At 56.2% G+C, this 15631-nt stretch carries 14 protein-coding genes and 1 pseudogene; 8 read left to right on the forward strand and 7 right to left on the reverse strand.

From position 1 onward, the window contains the following. Positions 1 to 126: 126 nt before the first annotated feature. On the reverse strand, positions 127 to 387 hold the full coding sequence (locus AB1287_RS14045) for a DUF1496 domain-containing protein (protein WP_436799845.1): 261 nt from the start codon (positions 385 to 387) through the stop codon (positions 127 to 129). Between the two features lie 249 nt (positions 388 to 636). Between AB1287_RS14045 and AB1287_RS14050 the strand changes: the two are divergent. Continuing rightward, a pseudogene (locus AB1287_RS14050) lies at positions 637 to 1563 on the forward strand (hypothetical protein); the annotation flags it as partial. Positions 1564 to 1654: 91 nt separating this feature from the next. Here the strand turns inward: AB1287_RS14050 and AB1287_RS14055 are convergent. Then, entirely contained in the window at positions 1655 to 3586 is a 1932-nt protein-coding gene (locus AB1287_RS14055) for a DNA topoisomerase III (RefSeq protein ID WP_435618145.1), read from the reverse strand. 4 nt (positions 3587 to 3590) lie between these two features. Further along, positions 3591 to 4634, reverse strand: a complete 1044-nt coding sequence (selD, locus tag AB1287_RS14060; RefSeq protein WP_312626524.1) for a selenide, water dikinase SelD — start codon at positions 4632 to 4634, stop codon at positions 3591 to 3593. 267 nt (positions 4635 to 4901) lie between these two features. Between selD and phoC the strand changes: the two genes are divergently transcribed. Further along, positions 4902 to 5648, forward strand: coding sequence for an acid phosphatase PhoC (gene phoC, locus AB1287_RS14065; protein ID WP_312626523.1), 747 nt, complete (start codon positions 4902 to 4904; stop codon positions 5646 to 5648). Positions 5649 to 5736: 88 nt separating this feature from the next. On the opposite strand, the gene AB1287_RS14070 is transcribed toward phoC, so the two are convergent. Next, the gene (locus AB1287_RS14070; protein ID WP_435618146.1) at positions 5737 to 6288 is read right to left on the reverse strand and encodes an NAD(P)H nitroreductase; all 552 of its coding nucleotides are present in this window, start codon (positions 6286 to 6288) and stop codon (positions 5737 to 5739) included. A 164-nt stretch (positions 6289 to 6452) separates the two neighbouring features. Between AB1287_RS14070 and sppA the strand changes: the two genes are divergently transcribed. From sppA to AB1287_RS14090, 4 genes are all read left to right on the forward strand, one after another. Next, a complete protein-coding gene (gene sppA / locus AB1287_RS14075) occupies positions 6453 to 8306 on the forward strand; it encodes a signal peptide peptidase SppA (RefSeq protein ID WP_435618147.1) in 1854 nt (617 codons plus the stop codon). A gap of 53 nt (positions 8307 to 8359) precedes the next feature. Next, positions 8360 to 9376 carry an asparaginase gene (ansA, locus tag AB1287_RS14080; protein ID WP_435618148.1) on the forward strand — a complete coding sequence of 339 codons (1017 nt, stop codon included), beginning with the start codon at positions 8360 to 8362 and terminating at the stop codon, positions 9374 to 9376. A gap of 9 nt (positions 9377 to 9385) precedes the next feature. Beyond that, positions 9386 to 10027 carry a bifunctional nicotinamidase/pyrazinamidase gene (pncA, locus tag AB1287_RS14085; protein WP_435618149.1) on the forward strand — a complete coding sequence of 214 codons (642 nt, stop codon included), beginning with the start codon at positions 9386 to 9388 and terminating at the stop codon, positions 10025 to 10027. 239 nt (positions 10028 to 10266) lie between these two features. Continuing rightward, positions 10267 to 11520, forward strand: coding sequence for a glycoside hydrolase family 18 protein (locus AB1287_RS14090; protein ID WP_435618150.1), 1254 nt, complete (start codon positions 10267 to 10269; stop codon positions 11518 to 11520). Between the two features lie 104 nt (positions 11521 to 11624). On the opposite strand, the gene AB1287_RS14095 is transcribed toward AB1287_RS14090, so the two are convergent. Then, positions 11625 to 11903: a YeaC family protein gene (locus tag AB1287_RS14095; RefSeq protein WP_435618151.1), complete on the reverse strand. Its 279-nt coding sequence runs from the start codon at positions 11901 to 11903 to the stop codon at positions 11625 to 11627. Between the two features lie 42 nt (positions 11904 to 11945). Continuing rightward, positions 11946 to 12359 (reverse strand): peptide-methionine (R)-S-oxide reductase MsrB, encoded by a 414-nt coding sequence (gene msrB, locus AB1287_RS14100; RefSeq protein WP_312626512.1) that lies wholly within the window; start codon positions 12357 to 12359, stop codon positions 11946 to 11948. Positions 12360 to 12697: 338 nt separating this feature from the next. Here msrB and gapA point away from each other — a divergent pair, with 338 nt between their 5' ends. After that, positions 12698 to 13693 carry a glyceraldehyde-3-phosphate dehydrogenase gene (gene gapA, locus AB1287_RS14105; protein ID WP_004860805.1) on the forward strand — a complete coding sequence of 332 codons (996 nt, stop codon included), beginning with the start codon at positions 12698 to 12700 and terminating at the stop codon, positions 13691 to 13693. Positions 13694 to 13780: 87 nt separating this feature from the next. Then, positions 13781 to 14665 (forward strand): D-hexose-6-phosphate mutarotase, encoded by an 885-nt coding sequence (locus tag AB1287_RS14110; RefSeq protein WP_435618152.1) that lies wholly within the window; start codon positions 13781 to 13783, stop codon positions 14663 to 14665. 78 nt (positions 14666 to 14743) lie between these two features. Here the strand turns inward: AB1287_RS14110 and AB1287_RS14115 are convergent, their stop codons facing one another. Next, on the reverse strand, positions 14744 to 15493 hold the full coding sequence (locus AB1287_RS14115; RefSeq protein WP_435618153.1) for a MipA/OmpV family protein: 750 nt from the start codon (positions 15491 to 15493) through the stop codon (positions 14744 to 14746). Positions 15494 to 15631: the final 138 nt, after the last annotated feature.

Genomic DNA, 15631 nt, shown 5'->3' on the forward strand with positions numbered 1-15631 from the left:
TTCATTAAACGGCAATTCATTAAGTTGTCCGTTCTACTGAGTCTGCGTAAGCGACGATGCATAAGAAAGCAGAAATGCCCTCCAGGGGCATTTCTGCTTCTTTTCAGTTCCCGACAAAAACCTGCCTTACTGCCTTACGCGCCGCCAGACCAGCGGATTCGTGCTGATGGTTTTCTCATCGCGCTGGCACTGCAACAAAATACCTTCAGCCTTCACCACAGCCCCTTCGCTGTAGTTCTGATCCTGATAAATGCAGCACTGGGAGCACGGCTGGCTGCGCTGGCCGCCGCTGCTGAAGACTTCTGGCGGCACATTGACCTCTACGCCGGAGCCATAGCGTTCTGCCGCCTGCGCGCTGAAGCCCGCCAGCAGTAACAACCCCACCATCAGATATTGTTTCATTGTCGTTCCTTATTGAGCATCCTCTGTTAACTATATCGACCCTGGCGACGTTTTCTTAAATTTTCGTCTTCATCGCTTTTGGTTATGACAGCCCGGCCGTTATAAGTTTTCCCCCGCCGGCTTGATTTTTCCTTGCCTGCCGCCGCGTCAGCGGAGATCGTCGAAAGAAAGCGAATCGCAAAGAATAAACACACAAACATCATACCGTTAATGCCATAAGAGGAACTTATCGCAATGGAATCGACTCTCTCTCTGGAATCTTTCCTGTCCCGCGTTCAGCAACGCGACCCGCACCAGGGCGAGTTCGCCCAGGCCGTGCGCGAGGTAATGACCACGCTGTGGCCGTTCCTTGACGCCAACCCGCGCTATCGTCAAATGGCATTACTGGAACGTCTGGTTGAACCCGAACGCGTGATCCAGTTTGGCGGCAGCCTGATTCGCCCGGAAGCAACGGGCTACGGCCTGATTTACTTCACCGATGCAATGCTCAAGCGTCACGGCCTCGGCTTTGAAGGGATGCGCGTAGCGGTGTCCGGTTCCGGCAACGTCGCGCAGTATGCCATTGAAAAAGCGATGGCGCTTGGCGCGCGCGTGGTTACTGCTTCCGATTCCAGCGGCACCGTGGTGGACGAAGCCGGGTTTACGCCGGAAAAACTGAAGCGCCTGGAAGAGATCAAAATCAGCCGCGACGGGCGCGTAGCGGATTACGCCCGCGAGTTTGGCCTGCAATACCTCGAAGGTCAGCAGCCCTGGGCCGTGCCGGTGGATATCGCCCTGCCGTGCGCCACGCAGAACGAGCTGGATGCCGATGCCGCGCGCCTGCTAATTGCTAACGGCGTAAAGGCCGTCGCCGAAGGAGCAAACATGCCGACCACCATTACGGCTACGGATCTGTTTCTCGAGGCTGGCGTACTGTTTGCGCCGGGCAAAGCAGCAAACGCAGGTGGCGTGGCAACTTCAGGGCTTGAGATGGCGCAGAACGCCGCGCGTATGGGCTGGAGGGCGGAAAAAGTAGACGCTCGTCTGCATCACATCATGCTGGATATTCACGAGGCGTGCGTCGAGTTTGGCGGGGAAGCGAAGCAAACCCATTACGTGCGCGGAGCGAACATCGCCGGGTTTGTGAAAGTGGCCGATGCGATGCTGGCTCAGGGCGTTATCCAGGAAAGAATCGCCCGGCGGCAAGCTTGCCGGGCCTACAGAACCGCTCGACCCCGTAGGTCGGGTAAGGCAAAGCCGCCACCCGACACTCCTACGACCCGGCTGGCGTCTCCGGTTTTTTCTTTCTCGCCTTGCTGAACGTTTTCTTCTTCGTTTCGCTGCCCGGCGCCACCAGCCCACGGAACTGCTTCACCGGCGTACTGCGCGCCTGCTGAATCAAATCAAACAGCGTGCCCACCAGCGGCTGCATGAAATCCTGGTACCGGCACTGCTTTTCGCTGATTTGCGTCAGCACTGATTCCCAGTGCGCGGTCATGTCCGGGCGTCCTGCCATTTCCGGCAGCGAATGGATAAGCGCCCTTCCGGCTTCGGCTGAATGAATATAGCGTCCTTTTTTGACGAGGAATCCGCGCTTAAACAGCAGTTCAATGATGCCTGCACGTGTAGCTTCAGTGCCTAAACCGTCCGTTGCACGCAGGATCTTCTTCAGATCTTTATCCTGTACGAAACGCGCGATCCCGGTCATTGCCGAAAGCAGCGTGGCGTCGGTGAAATGGCGCGGCGGCTGCGTTTGCCTCTCCACCACTTCGCCTTTCTCGCACAGCAGTTCATCACCCTTCGCAACGACGGGCAACGGCGTGCCGTCATTCTCTTCGTCGCGCTCTTTATTGCCAAGCAGCGTGCGCCAGCCCGCTTCCGCAAGGAAACGTGCTTTCGCAACGAATTTACCGTTGGCAATATCCAGATCTATCTGGCATTTGCGGAACACCGCGTCCGGGCAGAACTGCATCAGATACTGGCGCGCCACCAGCTCATACACCTTCGCTTCGTTGTCGGTCAGATGTACCGAAGAACTGCGCGCCGTCGGAATGATGGCGTGGTGCGCATCAACCTTTTTGTCATCCCAGCAGCGGTTGCGAATTTCAGGGTCGACGACGGGCTGCGGCAGCAAACCGGTCGCGTGCACACTGATGGCGTTCATTACCGCCTGGCGCCCGGCAAAATGCTCTTCCGGCAGGTAGCGGCTGTCGGAACGCGGGTAGGTAATCAGCTTGTGGGTTTCGTACAGCTTCTGGCAGATATCCAGCACGTTCTGAGCGCTGAAGCCAAATTTTTTCGCCGCCTCAATCTGCAAAGCGGAAAGAGAGAACGGCAGCGGCGCGGGTTCGGAATCCCGCTTATCGTTGTACGCGGTGACAATTGCCGGCTGACCGGCAATGCGCGCCACCACGTGATCCGCCAGCGGGCGATGCAATAAGCGCCCTTCTTCATCCTGATACGGCTCGCAGGCTTCGCTGGGCTGCCAGGTCGCCGTGAAGCGCTCATCGGCAGGCGTAACGATGTGCGCCTTCACGTCGAAAAAGTCTTTGGCAACGAAGTTTTCAATCTCTTCATCGCGCCGCACAACCAGCCCCAGCACCGGCGTCTGCACGCGGCCAACGGAGAGCACGCCCTGATAGCCTGCATTGCGACCCAACAGCGTGTAGGCGCGGGTCATGTTAATGCCGTAGAGCCAGTCGGCGCGAGCGCGAGCCAGCGCCGAGACGCACAGCGGAATAAAGTCGTTATTGGGACGCAGGCGGGAAATGGCTCGTTCCACCGCCTGTGGGTTGAGATCGTTGATCAGACAGCGCTGAACCTGACGGCGCTTTTCTGCCGGCATGTCGAGATAGTCCAGCACTTCATCCACTAACAGCTGCCCTTCACGATCCGGGTCACCGGCGTGGATCACTTCGCTGGCCTCACCGAGCAGGCGCTTGATCGCGTTCAGCTGTTTGGTGACCGACGGCCTCGGCTGAAGCCGCCACTTTTCCGGCACGATCGGCAAATCCATCAGGTTCCAGCGCGCGTAGCGGCTGTCGTAAACATCCGGCTGCGCCTGTTCGAGCAGATGGCCGATACACCAGGTCACCACCTGGCCGTTGCCGCATTCGATATAGCCGTCGCCGCGACGATGCGGTTTGGGCAGCACATCAGCAATGGCGCGAGCCAGGCTCGGCTTTTCCGCAATAAACAAACGCATGCGGCTAGCGGATCTCAATCATCGGGCGACCACCGCGGGCAGTAACCAGCTCGCCAATGGCGGTCAGCGTGATGCCGTATTCTGCCGCCGTGGCTTTCGTTTCATTTTCCGCTTCCGGCAGCACCGCCAGCAGCAGGCCGCCGGAGGTTTGCGGATCGCACAGCAGGTTGCGCCACTCTTCCGGCATTTCGCCCATCAGGTGACCATAGCTGGCAAAGTTACGCGAAGTTCCGCCCGGCACGGCGCCCTGGGCAATGTACTCTTCCACGCCCGGTAGTTTTGGCACGTCGGCAAAGCGAACCTGCGCCTGAACGCCCGCGCCCTGACACATTTCGCTCAGGTGACCCAGCAGGCCAAAACCGGTCACGTCGGTCATCGCTTTAATGCCGTCGATGTTGGCAAAAGCCGCCCCGGCGAGGTTCATCTGGCACATCACCTCTGTCGCCAGGCCTTTGTGCTCAGGCTTAAGCAGCGATTTTTTCTCCGCAGTGGTCAGCACGCCGATGCCCAGCGGTTTGGTCAGATAAAGCTTGCAGCCCGCCTGCGCGGTGCTGTTTTTCTTCACCCGCTCGGTCGGCACGATGCCGGTCACGGCGAGACCAAAAATAGGCTCCGGCGCGTCAATCGAGTGGCCGCCTGCCAGCGCAATACCTGCCTGCTGACATGCAAAGCGCCCGCCTTCAATCACTTCGCGAGCGATTTCCGGTGCAAGGGTGTTAATGGGCCAGCCGAGGATCGCAATCGCCATGATCGGTTTACCGCCCATCGCGAAGATGTCGCTGATGGCGTTAGTGGCGGCGATGCGCCCGAAATCAAACGGGTTATCGACAATCGGCATAAAGAAGTCGGTGGTGCTGATGACCGACGTGCCGTTACCCAGATCGTAAACGGCCGCGTCATCGCGGGTTTCGTTGCCGACAAGCAGGTTCGGGTCGATAAACTTCGCCTGCTCGCTGTGCAGGATGGTTTCAAGCACTTTGGGGGAAATTTTACAACCGCAACCGGCTCCGTGGCTGTATTGCGTCAAACGAATGGCTTGCTCGCTCATGGACATCTCCTGTCATTGCAATCCTGCTATGTTAGCGCCCATTTGCGGAGGTGATAAGTACGACAATCTGATTTCGCGCGCTGTTGCTCATTAAGCGCACGATTGACACCGAAAACGGATGGGCTGGCTTGACGCTTTCGGAATCCATTCATTCACAAAATTTATGAATCCCCCGTTTTGCGAGTTGCCGCACCCTTTTTTGCCGCCATTTATGACAGAAATGTGACAGTTTTCCCCCTGGACGATTTCAAACAATAAGGATCACTCATGAAGAAAAGTCTTTTGGCGTTTTGCGTGGCCAGCCTGTTTTCCGTCAACGCCCTTGCCCTTGTTCCCTCTGGCAACGATGCCACCACCAAACCTGACCTCTATTATCTGAAAAATGCACAGGCTATCGACAGCCTGGCGCTACTGCCACCGCCTCCGGAAGTGGGCAGTATTGCTTTTCTGAACGATCAGGCGATGTATGAGCAGGGCCGCCTGCTGCGTACCACCGAGCGCGGGAAGCAGGCGGCAGAAGATGCCAACCTTAGCAGCGGCGGCGTGGCAAACGCCTTCTCTGGCGCATTTGGTTCGCCGATTACCGAGAAGGACAGCCCGGAACTGCACAAGCTGCTGACCAATATGATTGAGGATGCCGGCGATCTGGCGACCCGTTCAGCCAAGCAGAAATATATGCGCATTCGCCCGTTTGCCTTCTACGGCGTACCAACCTGCAACACCAAAGAACAGGATGAGCTGGCAAAGAACGGCTCTTATCCGTCCGGTCACACCTCTATCGGCTGGGCGACGGCGCTGGTGCTGGCGGAAGTGAACCCGGCGCGGCAGAACGAGATCCTCAAACGCGGATACGATCTGGGCCAAAGTCGGGTGATTTGCGGATATCACTGGCAGAGTGATGTCGATGCGGCGCGCATTGTGGGTTCGGCGGTCGTGGCAACCCTGCACACCAATCCAGCCTTCCAGCAGCAGCTGCAAAAAGCGAAAGAGGAATTTGCGAAGGTGCAGAAGTAAATTTTCTTGCCCGGCGGCGCGAGGCTTGCCGGGCCTACAAGCCCCGTATTTCGTAGGCCGGATAAGCAGAGCGCCATCCGGCAGGAAATCAGAACCGAACCACAAACGGCGCGGTATCCGGCACGGATATGGTAGCTGAAGCCTTCAGCTGCGGCGTGCCCAGGTAAAGAAATCCTACGATTTTATCCTGCTCGCGGCACTGTAACCCATCGCGCACCACCGGGCTGTCGGTTAACGCCCCGCTGCGCCAGATCCCGTTAAACCCTTGCGCCACTGCCGCCATCTGCATCGCCATTACGGCGCAACCAGCAGACATTTCCTGCTCCCATTTAGGCACTTTATGGTGCTCCTGGCATTTAGCAACCACGGCGATGATCATCGGGGCGCGGAACGGCGCATTACGGGCTTTCTCAATCGCTTTTTCATCCTGTCCGGCTTCGATTGCACCTTTCTGCAGCAGCTGGCTGAAGCGTTCACGTCCTTCACCTTCAATGACGAAGAACTGCCAAGGCGTGAGCGTGCCGTGATCCGGAGCCCGCAGGCCTGCGCGAAGAATATTTTCCAGCTGTTCGCCTGCCGGTGCCGGATCGGCCAGACGAGAAGCGCTGCGGCGGTTGACCAGTAAGTCGAGTGCATCCATTAAGGGATCTCCTGTCATAGTGTTTTCACAAAATTAACATGACGGCAGAATTTGTTACAGCGGCGGAGGCGATTCCTGCTGACAACCGTCGGCGGTGTCTTTAGGATAGCCTCACGTCGCGCCTTTGCGGGCGGACCTCTATTTCATTCAGGCAGGGAGAAAACATGCGAACCCTTTGGCGATTTATTGCCGGATTCTTTAAATGGACATGGCGTTTACTGAACTTCGTCCGCGAACTGGTGCTGAACCTGTTCTTTATTCTGCTGGTGCTGGTGTGCGCGGGTATCTGGATGCAGTTCAGCGGCAGTTCGACCGAAAGCACTGGCCGCGGCGCGCTGCTGATGGATATCACCGGCGTGGTGGTCGATAAGCCCTCTTCCACCAGCAAATTCGGCGCTATCAGCCGCCAGTTGCTCGGAGCAAACTCCGATCGTCTGCAGGAAAACTCGCTGTTCGATATCGTGCAGACGATTCGCCAGGCGAAAGACGACCGCAACATCACCGGGATCGTACTGGATCTGAAAAACTTTGCCGGGGCCGATCAGCCGTCTATGCAGTATATCGGCAAGGCGCTGCGCGAATTCCGCGACGGTGGCAAACCTGTTTACGCCGTGGGCGACAGCTACACTCAGGGCCAGTACTACCTGGCGAGCTTCGCCAATAAAATTTATCTCTCGCCACAGGGCACCGTGGACCTGCACGGCTTCGCGACCAACGGTCTGTATTACAAATCCCTGCTCGACAAGCTGAAGGTCACCACTCACGTGTTCCGCGTCGGTACCTATAAGTCAGCAGTCGAACCATTTATTCGTGACGATATGTCTCCGGCAGCGCGTGAAGCAGACAGCCGCTGGATTGGCGAACTTTGGCAGAACTATCTGACGACCGTTGCCGCCAACCGTCAGACCACGCCAGAGCAAATTTTCCCGGGCGCACAGGGGATGCTTGACGGCCTGCGTAAGGTCGATGGCGACACGGCGAAATACGCGCTGGATAACAAGCTGGTTGACGTGCTGGCCTCCAGTGCAGAAATCGAAAAGGCAATGAGCAAACAGTTCGGCTGGAGCAAAGCGGATAACGATTACCGCGCCGTCAGCTACTACGACTATTCGCTGAAAACCCCTGCGGATAAAGGCGCAAGCGTAGCGGTCATCTTCGCTAACGGTGCAATCATCGACGGAGAAGAAACCCCGGGCAACGTGGGAGGCGACACCACAGCTTCGCAGATTCGCGATGCGCGTCTTGATCCAAAAGTGAAAGCGATTGTGCTGCGCGTCAACAGCCCTGGCGGCAGCGTCAGCGCCTCCGAGGTGATTCGTTCTGAACTGGCGGCAGCCCGCGCGGCCGGTAAGCCTGTTGTCGTTTCAATGGGCGGTATGGCAGCCTCTGGCGGCTACTGGATCTCCACGCCTGCCGATTACATCGTGGCTAACGCCAGCACCCTCACCGGCTCTATCGGTATCTTTGGCGTGATCAATACGGTTGAAAACAGCCTCGGCACCCTTGGCGTGCATACCGATGGCGTCTCCACTTCTCCGCTCGCCGATATTTCGGTGACCAAAGCGCTGCCGCAGGAAGTGCAGGACATGATGCAACTGAGCATCGAGAACGGCTACAAGCGCTTTATTACGCTGGTGGCGCAGTCCCGACACAGCACGCCTGTGCAGGTGGATAAGATTGCGCAGGGCCACGTCTGGACCGGCCAGGACGCGAAAGCTAACGGTCTGGTCGACAGCCTAGGTGATTTCGATGATGCCGTGGCGAAAGCCGCAGAGCTCGCGAAGCTCACGCAGTGGCACATTGACTACTATCAGGAAGAGCCATCGCTGTTCAGCTCGGTAATTGACAGCCTGAGCGGATCGGTGCGCGCCGCGCTGCCGGAAGCATTGCAGGCTTATCTGCCCGCGCCGCTGGCGAGTGCTGCAAGCGTGGTAAAAGCGGAAAGCAATAAGCTCGCCGCCTTCAACGACCCGCAGAACCGTTACGCATTCTGTCTGACCTGCGCTAACATACGTTAATTCCTGTCCCCTCCGCCGGAGGGGATTTTTTTATCTGATTCAGTCACTCCAACATGCAAAAAAAATCAATTTACGTGGCCTACACTGGCGGGACCATCGGGATGCAGCGCTCTGAGCAGGGCTATATTCCGGTGTCTGGCCATCTTCAGCGTCAGCTGGCGCTGATGCCAGAGTTCCATCGCCCGGAAATGCCGGACTTCACCATCCATGAATATGCCCCGCTGATGGACTCTTCCGATATGACGCCAGACGACTGGCAGAATATTGCTGACGATATTCAGGCGCATTACGATGAGTACGATGGATTCGTCATCCTGCATGGCACGGACACCATGGCCTTCACCGCCTCGGCGCTCTCTTTCATGCTGGAGAACCTGGGCAAGCCGGTAATTGTGACAGGGTCACAAATCCCACTGGCGGAACTGCGATCAGACGGGCAAATTAATTTGCTGAATGCGCTGTATGTGGCGGCTAATTACCCGATTAACGAAGTCACGCTGTTCTTCAACAATCGCCTGTTCCGCGGCAACCGCACCACCAAAGCGCATGCCGATGGTTTCGACGCGTTTGCCTCACCTAACCTGCAACCTTTGCTGGAAGCCGGGATCCACATTCGTCGCTCCGGCACGCCGCCTGCTCCGCACGGTACGGGTGATCTGATCGTTCATCCGATCACCCCGCAGCCCATTGGCGTGGTCACTATCTATCCCGGCATTTCCGCCGATGTGGTACGTAACTTTCTGCGCCAGCCGGTAAAAGCGCTGATCCTGCGCTCTTATGGCGTGGGCAATGCACCGCAAAATGGTGAGTTCCTGAAAGAGCTGGCCGAAGCCAGCAGCCGTGGGATTGTGGTGGTCAACCTCACGCAGTGCATGTCTGGCAAGGTGAACATGGGCGGATATGCCACCGGCAACGCACTCGCCCACGCGGGCGTCGTTAGCGGTTTCGATATGACCGTCGAGGCCACGCTGACCAAGCTACACTTTCTGCTAACGCAGGGGCTGGATTGCAATGCCGTGCGTACCGCAATGCAGCAGAACCTGCGCGGCGAACTGACGCCGGACGAATAAGGAGCAACGATGAACGGACAAGCGCTGTTACTGGTTGATATCCAAAACGATTTTTGTGCTGGCGGTGCACTGGCTGTACCGGAAGGCGACAGCACAGTGGATGTGGCGAATGCGATGATCCATTGGTGCCTGGTGCGCGGCGATGCGATTGTCGCAAGCCAGGACTGGCACCCGGCGAACCACGGCAGCTTTGCCAGCCAGCATGGCGTTGAGCCCTACACGCAAGGCACGCTAGATGGCCTGCCGCAGACGTTCTGGCCCGATCACTGCGTGCAGAACAGTGAAGGCGCGGAGCTGCACCCCATGCTCAATTCACAGCATATCGATGTGGTTTTCCCCAAAGGCGAAGCGGTGAATATCGACAGCTACAGCGCATTTTTCGATAACGGTCATCGTCAGAAAACCGGTCTGGATGAGTGGCTGAAGGCGCAGCAAGTTTCAGAGCTTATCGTGCTGGGCCTCGCGACGGATTATTGCGTCAAATTTACCGTGCTGGATGCGCTGAAGCTCGGCTATGAAGTCAACGTCATCACCGACGGCTGTCGCGGCGTTAATCTTCAGCCGCAGGACAGCGCGCTGGCGTTTATGGAGATGGCAGCCGAAGGCGCTACGCTTTATACCTTCGCCGACTGGCAGGAAACGCAGGCCTGAGTTTTTGAGATCGCCGGGCGGCACTCCGTTTGCCCGGCCTACGTGGCTGGTACGGCCTGAAGCCCTCACCCGTCCCTCTCCCACAGAGAGAGGGAGCAACCGTACAACGTCCTCATTTTTCTCCAATTTGAACCCTTCTCGCATTTTTTGCGAAGCGGCACTGCTACTCTGTCCTGGCTATTTTTTCGTCACGCCGCGTTGTGTGGCGTGCTTATTTTTTTAGTCAAAGAGGAAACTGTATGAAGCTATTGCCTGTTCTGGCAGCCTTCCCCCTGCTCTGCGCGCCGTACGCCTTCGCCGCCGATATGATGTCCGTCGGCTACTTCAACGGCGGCGGTGACGTGACCGCCGGTCCCGGCGGCGATATCGATAAGCTGGATGTCCGTCAGATAACGCACCTCAATTACTCCTTTGGTCTCATCTACAACAACGAAACGGGCGAGACGAACGAAGCGCTGAAGGACGTCAGCAAACTGCATCAGATCTGGCTGTCGCCTAAAGTGATCGCCGACCTGAAAAAAATCCCTGAGCTGCGCAAGCAAAACCCGAACCTGAAGGTGCTGCTGTCGGTGGGCGGCTGGGGAGCCCATGGGTTCTCAGGCGCGGCGGACGATAAAGAGAGTCGCGAAGTCTTTATCCGTTCAGCAAATGACATCGTCAATACCTACGGCCTGGACGGGATCGATCTCGACTGGGAGTACCCGGTCAACGGCGCGTGGGGGCTGGTGGATAAAAAGCCGGAAGACAAGGACAACTTCACCGCCCTGCTGAAAGCGTTACGTGAAGCGCTGCCGAAGGAAAAACTGGTCACCGTCGCACTCGGTGCGAATGCGGAAAGTCCGAAAAGCTGGGTCGACGTGAAGGCCATTGCGCCGTATCTGAACTACATCAACCTGATGACTTACGATATGGCCTACGGTACACAGTACTTTAACTCCAACCTGTATGACTCCCAAACATGGCCTACGGTGGCGCAGGCGGATAAGTACAGCGCTGATTTCGTGGTGAACAACTATCTGGCGGCCGGGCTGAAGCCTGAGCAGATGAATCTGGGTATTGGTTTCTATGGCCGGGTGCCGAAGCGAGCCACTGAGCCAGGTATCGACTGGAGCAAGCCGGATGCCCAGAAGAACCCGGTCACGCAACCGTATTTTGGCCCAGCGGAAATCGCGCTGTTTAAATCACTCGGCTTCGATCTCAGCAAAGACACCTACGTGAAGTACAACGACATTGTCGACAAGCTGATTCACGATCCGCAGAAGCGCTTTACCGAACAGTGGGATGATGAGGCGAAAGTACCGTGGCTGTCGCTGAAGTCGGCTGAAGGGAAACCGCTGTTTGCGCTGTCATACGAAAACCCACGCTCGGTGGATTTGAAAGCGCAATACATCAAGGAGAAAGGCCTCGGCGGCGCGATGTTCTGGGAATATGGTGCGGATGACCACAACCAGTTAGCCAGGCAGCTGGCGACGTCTTTAGGGATTAAGCACTGATAAAGCAGAGTGCCCGGTGGTGGCTTCGCCGTATCGGGCCTACAGGCAAACGCTATCTGTAGGCCCGCGCAAGCAATGCGCCGCCGGGCATCAAATCACAAAACTTACTGCATTTTCAGCGTTGCAATCGGCTTCGGTGCGATACCGAAATCCTCTTTCAGCTGCTGCTTGCTCTTCATCACCATCTGCCCCTGCGTGTCGATGGTCATGTGCTGCGCGTCGGTGTTATTGCGCGCCTGCCACAGCATCACTAACTGCAGGCAATTCTCTTTCTGTTCCGCCGTCAGGGCGATGCCATCCGGCCATTTTCCCAGCTCAACGGCGGTTGCCAGACGCAAATACACTTCCTCTGACATGCCGTCGATCATTTGCTCAATATTCACCCTTCACTCCGTAGCGCAGGAATAATTTGCTGAATCGTTTCTTCAGCCCTTGGTTTGCTCGCCGTTTTGCTCATCGGTGAAGCTCAACGAAGCCGAATTCACGCAGTAGCGCTCCCCTGTAGGCTGCGGGCCATCCGGGAATACGTGACCAAGATGCGCGTCACAGTTTCCACAGCGGATTTCAGTGCGCTGCATGCCGTGGGAGGAGTCGTTCAGGTAGCGGATCGCCGTGTCGCTGACGGGTTCATAAAAGCTCGGCCAGCCGCAGCCAGAGTCGTACTTGCTTTCGGCGGTAAACAGCGCGGCATCGCACACCAGGCAGTGATATACGCCGTCGCGCTTGTTGTGCAGCAGGCGGCCGGTGAACGGCGGTTCGGTCCCGTGATTCTGCGTCACGTAGAACTGCATTTCGCTGAGCGAGCCTTTCAGCTGCTCCGGGGAAGGTTTGTTGGTCATGGGCTCACATCTCGCTGTATTAAGGACCACTTCAGCGTCGATTCTAACAAAACATTAACAATGAAGCGTGAACTTTTGTTCTAAACTTAGTCGTTGCGAAAGGGTCGCCAGATAATCGTGATCTGAATCACATTTTTATCTCTTATGGCCTTTAAAATTCCGGGCGCAGCCCCCATGTGGAATTTGGCCCAATGGATGAGTGAGTCGGTCAATCGTGCAAAGGCTATGCAGAGGATTGATTTGTCGCAATGATTGACACGATTCCGCTTGACGCTGCGTAAGGTTTTTGTAATTTTACAGGCAACCTTTTATTCACTAACAAATAGCTGGTGGAATATATGACTATCAAAGTAGGTATCAACGGTTTTGGCCGTATCGGTCGCATTGTTTTCCGTGCTGCTCAGGAACGTTCTGACATCGAAATCGTTGCAATCAACGATCTGTTGGACGCTGACTACATGGCGTACATGCTGAAATATGACTCCACTCACGGTCGTTTTAACGGCACCGTTGAAGTGAAAGACGGTCATCTGATCGTTAACGGTAAAAAAATCCGTGTTACCGCTGAGCGTGATCCGGCTAACCTGAAGTGGAATGAAGCAGGCGTTGACGTCGTTGCTGAAGCAACGGGTCTGTTCCTGACTGACGAAACCGCGCGTAAACACATCACCGCTGGTGCGAAAAAAGTTGTTCTGACTGGTCCTTCCAAAGACAACACCCCAATGTTTGTTAAAGGCGCTAACTTTGACAAATACGAAGGTCAGGACATCGTTTCCAACGCATCCTGCACCACCAACTGCCTGGCACCGCTGGCGAAAGTTATCAACGACAACTTCGGCATCATCGAAGGTCTGATGACCACCGTTCACGCGACCACCGCAACTCAGAAAACCGTTGATGGCCCGTCTCACAAAGACTGGCGCGGCGGCCGCGGCGCAGCTCAGAACATCATCCCATCCTCTACCGGCGCTGCTAAAGCAGTAGGTAAAGTACTGCCAGAACTGAACGGCAAACTGACTGGTATGGCGTTCCGCGTTCCAACTCCAAACGTATCCGTTGTTGACCTGACCGTTCGTCTGGAAAAAGCAGCGTCTTACGAAGAAATCAAGAAAGCAATCAAAGCGGCTTCTGAAGGCGCAATGAAAGGCGTTCTGGGTTACACCGAAGACGACGTTGTTTCTACCGATTTCAACGGCGAAGTTTGCACTTCCGTGTTCGATGCTAAAGCAGGTATCGCACTGAACGACAACTTTGTGAAACTGGTTTCCTGGTACGACAACGAAACTGGCTACTCCAACAAAGTTCTGGACCTGATCGCTCACATCTCCAAATAAGTTGAGATGAGACTCTGATCCAAAAAGGCGACCTCGGTCGCCTTTTTTTATGGCTTTACGTTTACGGCTCACCTTTAGGATTGCACCATGATTAATAAAATTTTTGCTCTCCCGGTAGTTGAACACCTTACCCCTGTCCTCTCCCGCCGTCAGCTGGACGATCTCGAGCTGATCGTTGTCGATCATCCACAGGTCAAAGCCTCTTTTGCGCTGCAGGGCGCTCACCTGCTTTCCTGGAAGCCAGCGGGCGAAGAAGAAGTGCTGTGGCTCAGCAACAACACGCCTTTTAAAAATGGCGTCGCCCTGCGCGGCGGCGTGCCAATCTGCTGGCCATGGTTTGGCCCGGCCGCGCAGCAGGGTCTGCCGGCTCACGGCTTCGCCCGTAATCTACCGTGGACGCTGAAAGCGCATAACGAAGATGACAACGGCGTGGTGCTGACCTTTGAACTGCAAAACAGCGAAGAGACGAAGAAGCTGTGGCCGCACGACTTCACGCTGTATGCGCGCTTTAAGGTCGGTAAAACCTGTGAGATTGAGCTTGAGGCTCACGGTGATTTCGAGACCACCTCTGCCCTGCACACCTATTTCAACGTCGGTGATATCAGCAAGGTGAAAGTGAGTGGCTTTGGCGATCGCTACATCGACAAAGTGAAGAACGCAGAAGAAGGCGTACTGGCCGATGGCGTGCAAGCCTTCCCGGACAGAACCGATCGCGTTTATCTCAACGCGGAAGCCTGCAGCGTGATCCACGACGGTGCACTGAATCGCAATATCGACGTGGTCCATGGTCACCACAGCAACGTGGTTGGCTGGAACCCGGGCCCGGCGCTCTCCATCAGCATGGGCGATATGCCGGACGATGGCTACAAAACGTTTGTCTGCGTGGAAACCGCCTGCGTGACTAACCCGCAGAAAGTGTCCGAAGAGAAGCCTTCCCGCCTTTCTCAGTCGATTCGCGTCGCTAAGCGTTAATTCCTCGCACTGTCATAACGCAAAACAGGGCGTCTCCGCCCTGTTTTATTGCATTCCACGCATCTTATTAGTGCATCATCAGAAGCTGTAGGTGATCCCTGTGGACAGCAGACCCGTCCAGCTCTTGTCGATCATTGGGCTGTCAGTGACCTCATCTGACAGACGGGTGTAGCGCCCGATGCCATACACGGTCCAGTCGTCCGTCAGCTTATAGCTCATCGAAAGCTCTACGTACGGGTTCCAGCCGCTGTCCGGATCGTAGCTGCGCAGGCCACTTTTCCGGGATTCATTTTTGGAAACGCCGTAGTAGTACTCGTTCTGATTTTCGCTGTTCCACTGCACACCGATGCCCGGCGTTACCGTCAGCTTGCCCGCGTTGTAGCGGTAGAGCCAGGCGGTGTCCCAGGTGATGCCGTTGCTTTTATCCAGCGTATCACCCGCGAGCGTGGTGCGCAGGAAGCCATACTGGGTAAAGTGCATATACGACAGGCCAGCCATCATCGTTGACTGACGACGATCGAGCTTGCGGAGCTGATGATTGTCGCTGTCGCCCGGCTTGAAGTACAGCGGCGACCAGTAAGCGGTGATGGAGAGCTTATCGGCCTGGTCATTCCAGAGGTAATAGCCCCCGCCAAGACCGTGGAACCAGAAATTCTTGCTTTCGTAATCGATAGCCGGCACCGGATAATAATCAGTGTGATACTGCTTATACGGATGCCCGACCACGCCAACGCCTGCTCCCAGCGTCAATTTGCTGTCTTCAGCGTGCACAACGGTAGCTGCTGTTGCGAGAAGCAGGCCCGTTGTTAAAAGTTTAATTGTCTTCACGTTGCATATCCCTTTAAAAATACAAGCGGCTGAAGTTTACCCGCCCGACCCGCTTACCTCAAATTCTTTACTTCCACTGACACTGTTTAACCTGCCAGGCTGCCAGGCTGCCACCTTTGTATGACGCGCTGCTGACAG

It is taken from the genome of Scandinavium sp. UTDF21-P1B, from assembly GCF_040750395.1.
GTDB lineage: Bacteria > Pseudomonadota > Gammaproteobacteria > Enterobacterales > Enterobacteriaceae > Scandinavium.